This window comes from Rubrivirga sp., from assembly GCF_049648075.1.
In the GTDB taxonomy this organism is placed as follows: domain Bacteria; phylum Bacteroidota; class Rhodothermia; order Rhodothermales; family Rubricoccaceae; genus Rubrivirga.
The window spans coordinates 1-3939 of the sequence record NZ_JBARYR010000150.1; the positions used below are offsets into that span (position 1 = coordinate 1).

The following is a 3939-nucleotide window of genomic DNA, read 5'->3' on the forward strand; positions in this document are numbered from 1 at the left end:
CGTTCGCTGCGCGGACACCTTCGGCGGTGGCGCCCTCGAGGACGAGGTCCGGCGTCTCCAAGACGGGCGCGTCGTGGGCCTGGATGCGCTCGAGCCAGCGCGGGGTCACATCGCGGTCCAAGGCGGCGAACAAGGCGAACGTCTCTTTGGCGGTCCGGTCGTTCGGCATCGGCGCCTGCTCCGTCGCCCAGGTGGGGAGGTTCGCGAGCAGCGGCGCCAGCGCGGAGGATTCGTCCTCGAGCCAGCCGAGCTGGTCGAGCAACGCCTCACGACGGGCGGCCAGCGTGGCGGCGTCGCGTCGGGGCTGAGCGTAGGCGTCGAGGTCGGGCATGGAACGTGGGTATTGGGGATTGGGGTCTAGGGGTAGGGGACGGACCCTAATCCCTAAACCCCAACACCTAATCCCTAGGCTTCGACGTCTTCGGCGATCGGCTCTTGGGGGTTCGGGTTCTGGGCCTCCGCGACGGCGTCCTCGACGCGGGCGACGTAGTCCAGGCGGTTGCGCAGGGTGTGGACGTTGTTCTCCTCCTTGTGCTTCCAGTCGCCCTCGGGCTGGCCGTTGCGGCGGCGGTCGAGGAAGTTCAGACGGTCGACCAAGCGCTCCTTGGGGACCAGCAGCTTGTCGATTCCGAAATGGGCCTCCTCGCGGTTCTGGAACGTCAGGTCGTACTCCTTCGACATCACGATGGCCTCCTCGGGGCAGACCTCCTCGCAGAACCCGCAGTAGATGCAGCGGAGCATGTTGATCTCGAACCACTCCGGCTCGCGCTCCTTGATGTCGTCCGTGACCTCGTGGGCCTGCATCGAGATCGCGAGCGGCGGGCACGATCGCGCACACAGCCCGCAGGCGACGCATCGAGGGCGGCCCTGCTCCTCCACCAACACGGGACGGCCGCGGTACGAGTCCGGTGGGTACCACTGCTCCTCGGGATACTCAAACGCGTAGCTCTCGAGCGACATCTTCGAGGCCGAGTAGCCGAGACCCTTGAAGATCTCCGGCAGGTAGAGCCGCTCCCAGAAGTTGAGCTTCCGCTCGTCGGGCGTGGCGTTGTTGACGGGCGTTCCGGGCATGACTGCGTCGAGGGCGGGACCCGGAAGCTACGCCGTCTAGGGCGCGCGGTTCGTCGGGGACGGCCCGTTCTCCGCCGCTTCAAGGCCGAGGCTCGCCCGCGACGGAACGAGCCCCGTCCTCGAGGGCGACACGACCTCGAAGCGCTCCGTCGGGCTGCTCGCCACGCCGACGACCGTTCCGCCGACCACGCCGTAGAACGCGCCGATCATGGCCCCACCGACGCCCCACGACACGCCGGCGCGCACCCGCTCCCCTGTCGTGGGCGGCTCGCTGCCGCAGAAGATGAAGCACCCTCCAGACTCGACGCCGGCGGCCGCGAACAGGAGCCCGCTCGCGATGGCACCGGCCACGATTCCGCGACGGACGACGCGGCTCACCGAGCGCCCGCCGTCGCGACGCTCGACCTCGAGGACGGCCGACGTCGGGATCGAGACCAGGCTCTGCGTCGCGGGGTCGATCCAGGTCGTCGTGTCGGCCTCCAAGCGGAGCGCGGTCGCGTCGTAGGCCGTGCCGTCCTCGAGGACGACGGTCGTCGGGCGCGACGCGAACAGGTCGTTGGCCCAGGCGAGCCGGTCGGGCTCGGCGGCGGGGTCGATGGCGTGCGTCGTGGCGGCGCAGCCGGAGAGAGCGAGCGCGGCGAGCGCGAGGAGTCGGATCGTCATAGCACCAAGGTCCGGCGCGTCCTCGAGGACGCCATGATGCAGACGGACTACTCGTAGACAGGTGTGCGGGCCGTCGTCGAGGACGGCGCGACCTCGAAGCGCTCGGTCTTGGGGCTGAACCACCCCGTCACGATTCCTCCCGTTGCGCCCCCGATGGCTCCGACGACGGCGCCCGACACGCCGACCACGGCGCCGAACGTGAGCCGCGCGATGGCCGACGGAGGTCCGCAGGAGAACGAGAGACACCCGTCCGACTGGTACCCGGCCACCGCTCCGGCCGCCCCACCGACGGATGCGCCCGTGACGGCACCTCGCACCACGATCCGGTTCCCCGCCCGGCCGGCGTCGCGACGCTCGACCTCGAGGACGGACGAGGTCGGGACGGAGACCAAGTCCTGCGTCGCCGGGTCGATCCACGTCGTCGTATCGGCCTCCAAGCGGAGCGCCGTCGCGTCGTGGCGCGTCCGGTCCTCGAGGACGACGGTGGTGGGCCTCGACGCGAAGAGCGCGTTCGCCCAGGCCAGGCGGTCGCCCTCGAGGGCGGGATCGACGGAGTGGGAGGCGGCGGCGCAGCCGGAGAGGGCAAGGAGCGCAAGGAGGCGAGGGGTCATACCGCCAAGGTCCCGCGCGTCCTCGAAGACGCCATGGTGCGGACGGACTACTCGGAGCCCGAGCGGCTCGTCCTCGAGGACGAGTTGCTGGGCAAGGGGATGAGTGGACGGGGCAGCCGGCCCAGTCCGAACGTCAGACGGGCGCCCGCGATGGGGGTCTGCGTGTTGACGTTGGCGAACGCCTCGAGGCCGAGCGCGACCTCCTGAACGACGGCGAGGTGGACGGCCGCGCTCACGTGAGCGCCGAGCCCCGGGCCTTCGGTCCGGTCCAGAGGACTCTGGGGGCTGTCGTTGCGGTACGTCGAGCGCACCACGTACGCGAGCGTCGGCCCCGCACTCAAGGTTAGGAGCGCCGGGCCGGTCTGGTGCGCCAGCCCGAACGCGAGGTGGCCTTCCGTGACCTCGTCACCGCCAAAGATGATGCAGCAGCTTTGGTGCGACACGCCGCCGCGGACGTAGAGCCCCTTTACGTCCGCGTGGTAGTCCGCCGCCAGGCTGACGAACGAGTCGTTGAAGCTGGGACCGCCTGGCGTTCCGGTGCTCGTTCCGAAACCGACGGTGGCGAACTCGAATCGCTTTTCGGTCTGCGCCGTGGCGACCGTGGACGCTAGGAGGACGATGAGAAGAGAGAGACGCGTCATCGAGGTCGGAGAGGAGGTCCCCAACGTCCGACGCGTCCTCGAGGGCGCCCTGATCCGTTTGCACTACTCGTCCTCGAGGCCGGATTACCCCGTCCGCACCAAGCCGTTCTCCCAGGCCCACGCGACGGCCTCCCGCGCCGAACCGACGTCGAGCTTGGAGTAGACCGCCGCCAGGTGGTTGCGGACGGTGTTCTCGGCGATCCGAAGCCGCTCCCCGATCGTCCCGTTGTCGAGCCCCCGCGCCATCAGGACCAGGACCTCGTGCTCCCGGCCGGTCAGCGGCGACAGCGTCTCGGGCTTGCGCGGGATGGGCACGAACCACCGGCCCTCGCCACGGTCAACGGCCAAGACGGCCTCGCGGACGGCCGTCGGGTGTTGGTCCTTGGTGATGTAGCCTGCGGCGCCGGCCTCCAAGAGCCCGTGGATGTAGGCGGAGTCGTTGTAGGCCGAGAGCGCCAGGATGCGCGGGGCCTCGGGGTCCTCCCGCAACTCGGCCGCGACCTCGGGGCCGGAGAGCTCGGGCATGTTCATGTCGAGCAAGAGAACGGCGGGCCGGAGCCGGCGGACCAGCTTGAGCGCCTCGACGCCGTCGGCGGCCTCGCCCACGACATCGACGTGGCCTCCTTTCTCGAGGGCCTCGCGGATGCCGGCACGGAACACGGGATGGTCGTCGGCGACGACGACGGTGACGGGGGTGGGCATGGTTGGTTTTCTATGGACGATTTCCGATCGGGTGACCGCCGCGACCTCGAGGCCGGGCCTACGCCTCAGACGCCGTTCGTGCTCTCGTCCTCGAGGGCGAGCGGCTCCGCACCTCGTCCTCGGCCCTCGGCCTCCTCGAGCCGTGCGAGACGGTGAGCCGATACGGGCGCTTCGAGGGCGAGACGCGTGCCGCCGAGCCCGCTCCGCCCGATGACGACGGAGCCGCGGAGCAGGTCGGCGCGCTCTTGGAT

Annotated in this window: 7 protein-coding genes; all 7 read right to left on the bottom strand. The window is 70.2% G+C overall.

What is annotated here, in order from left to right:
• Positions 1–331 (bottom strand): hypothetical protein (locus WBA11_RS04175; RefSeq protein ID WP_424519467.1); only part of this gene is annotated, 331 nt, incomplete at its 3' end.
• Positions 332–405: 74 nt separating this feature from the next.
• Positions 406–1071, bottom strand: a complete 666-nt coding sequence (locus WBA11_RS04180) for a NuoI/complex I 23 kDa subunit family protein (protein ID WP_424519468.1) — start codon at positions 1069–1071, stop codon at positions 406–408.
• 36 nt (positions 1072–1107) lie between these two features.
• A complete protein-coding gene (locus tag WBA11_RS04185) occupies positions 1108–1734 on the bottom strand; it encodes a hypothetical protein (protein ID WP_424519469.1) in 627 nt (208 codons plus the stop codon).
• A 47-nt stretch (positions 1735–1781) separates the two neighbouring features.
• Complete coding sequence (locus tag WBA11_RS04190) at positions 1782–2345, bottom strand: hypothetical protein (RefSeq protein ID WP_424519470.1); 564 nt, start codon at positions 2343–2345, stop codon at positions 1782–1784.
• 47 nt (positions 2346–2392) lie between these two features.
• A complete protein-coding gene (locus WBA11_RS04195; protein WP_424519471.1) occupies positions 2393–2986 on the bottom strand; it encodes a hypothetical protein in 594 nt (197 codons plus the stop codon).
• An 84-nt stretch (positions 2987–3070) separates the two neighbouring features.
• Positions 3071–3688 (bottom strand): response regulator, encoded by a 618-nt coding sequence (locus WBA11_RS04200; RefSeq protein WP_424519472.1) that lies wholly within the window; start codon positions 3686–3688, stop codon positions 3071–3073.
• A gap of 65 nt (positions 3689–3753) precedes the next feature.
• Positions 3754–3939: hypothetical protein (locus tag WBA11_RS04205; protein ID WP_424519473.1), on the bottom strand; the 186-nt coding region annotated here is incomplete at its 5' end.

Bases quoted from the DNA above. Each gene is read 5' to 3' on its own strand.
- WBA11_RS04180 (WP_424519468.1), bottom strand. From the start codon at position 1,071: ATGCCCGGAACGCCCGTCAACAACGCCACGCCCGACGAGCGGAAGCTC.
- WBA11_RS04185 (WP_424519469.1), bottom strand. From the start codon at position 1,734: ATGACGATCCGACTCCTCGCGCTCGCCGCGCTCGCTCTCTCCGGCTGC.
- WBA11_RS04190 (WP_424519470.1), bottom strand. From the start codon at position 2,345: ATGACCCCTCGCCTCCTTGCGCTCCTTGCCCTCTCCGGCTGCGCCGCC.
- WBA11_RS04195 (WP_424519471.1), bottom strand. From the start codon at position 2,986: ATGACGCGTCTCTCTCTTCTCATCGTCCTCCTAGCGTCCACGGTCGCC.
- WBA11_RS04200 (WP_424519472.1), bottom strand. From the start codon at position 3,688: ATGCCCACCCCCGTCACCGTCGTCGTCGCCGACGACCATCCCGTGTTC.